The organism is Photorhabdus viridis (genome assembly GCF_040256935.1).
Taxonomy (GTDB): Bacteria; Pseudomonadota; Gammaproteobacteria; order Enterobacterales; family Enterobacteriaceae; genus Photorhabdus; species Photorhabdus viridis.
Window position 1 is genome coordinate 1 of sequence record NZ_JBEJZY010000255.1, and the last position, 492, is coordinate 492.

Annotated in this window: 1 protein-coding gene; it reads left to right on the forward strand. The window is 52.4% G+C overall.

Annotation, left to right across the window (positions count from 1 at the left end; genetic code table 11):
• Window positions 1–47: 47 nt before the first annotated feature.
• The coding region (gene rplC / locus ABR397_RS23240) for a 50S ribosomal protein L3 (RefSeq protein WP_350307765.1) at window positions 48–492 on the forward strand (445 nt) is incomplete at its 3' end.

Here is a 492-nt window from a genome sequence, read left to right on the forward strand (position 1 = left end):
GGCAGGATGACACAGGCAAGAAGCAGCTGGAGAAGGACTTCAACAGCATGAAGAAGTACTGCCAGGTCATCCGCATCATTGCCCACACTCAGATGCGTCTGCTTCCTCTACGCCAGAAGAAGGCACACTTGATGGAGATCCAGGTGAATGGAGGCACTGTGGCTGAGAAGCTCGACTGGGCCCGAGAGCGGCTGGAGCAGCAGGTTCCTGTGAACCAGGTGTTTGGGCAGGATGAGATGATTGATGTCATTGGCGTGACAAAAGGCAAAGGGTACAAAGGGGTAACCAGTCGTTGGCATACAAAGAAACTGCCCCGAAAGACCCATCGAGGTTTGCGCAAAGTTGCCTGTATTCGAGCCTGGCACCCTGCCCGTGTTGCCTTCTCTGTGGCTCGAGCTGGGCAGAAAGGCTACCATCACCGAACAGAGATTAACAATAAGATTTACAAGATTGGTCAAGGCTACCTCATCAAGGATGGCAAACTGATCAAGA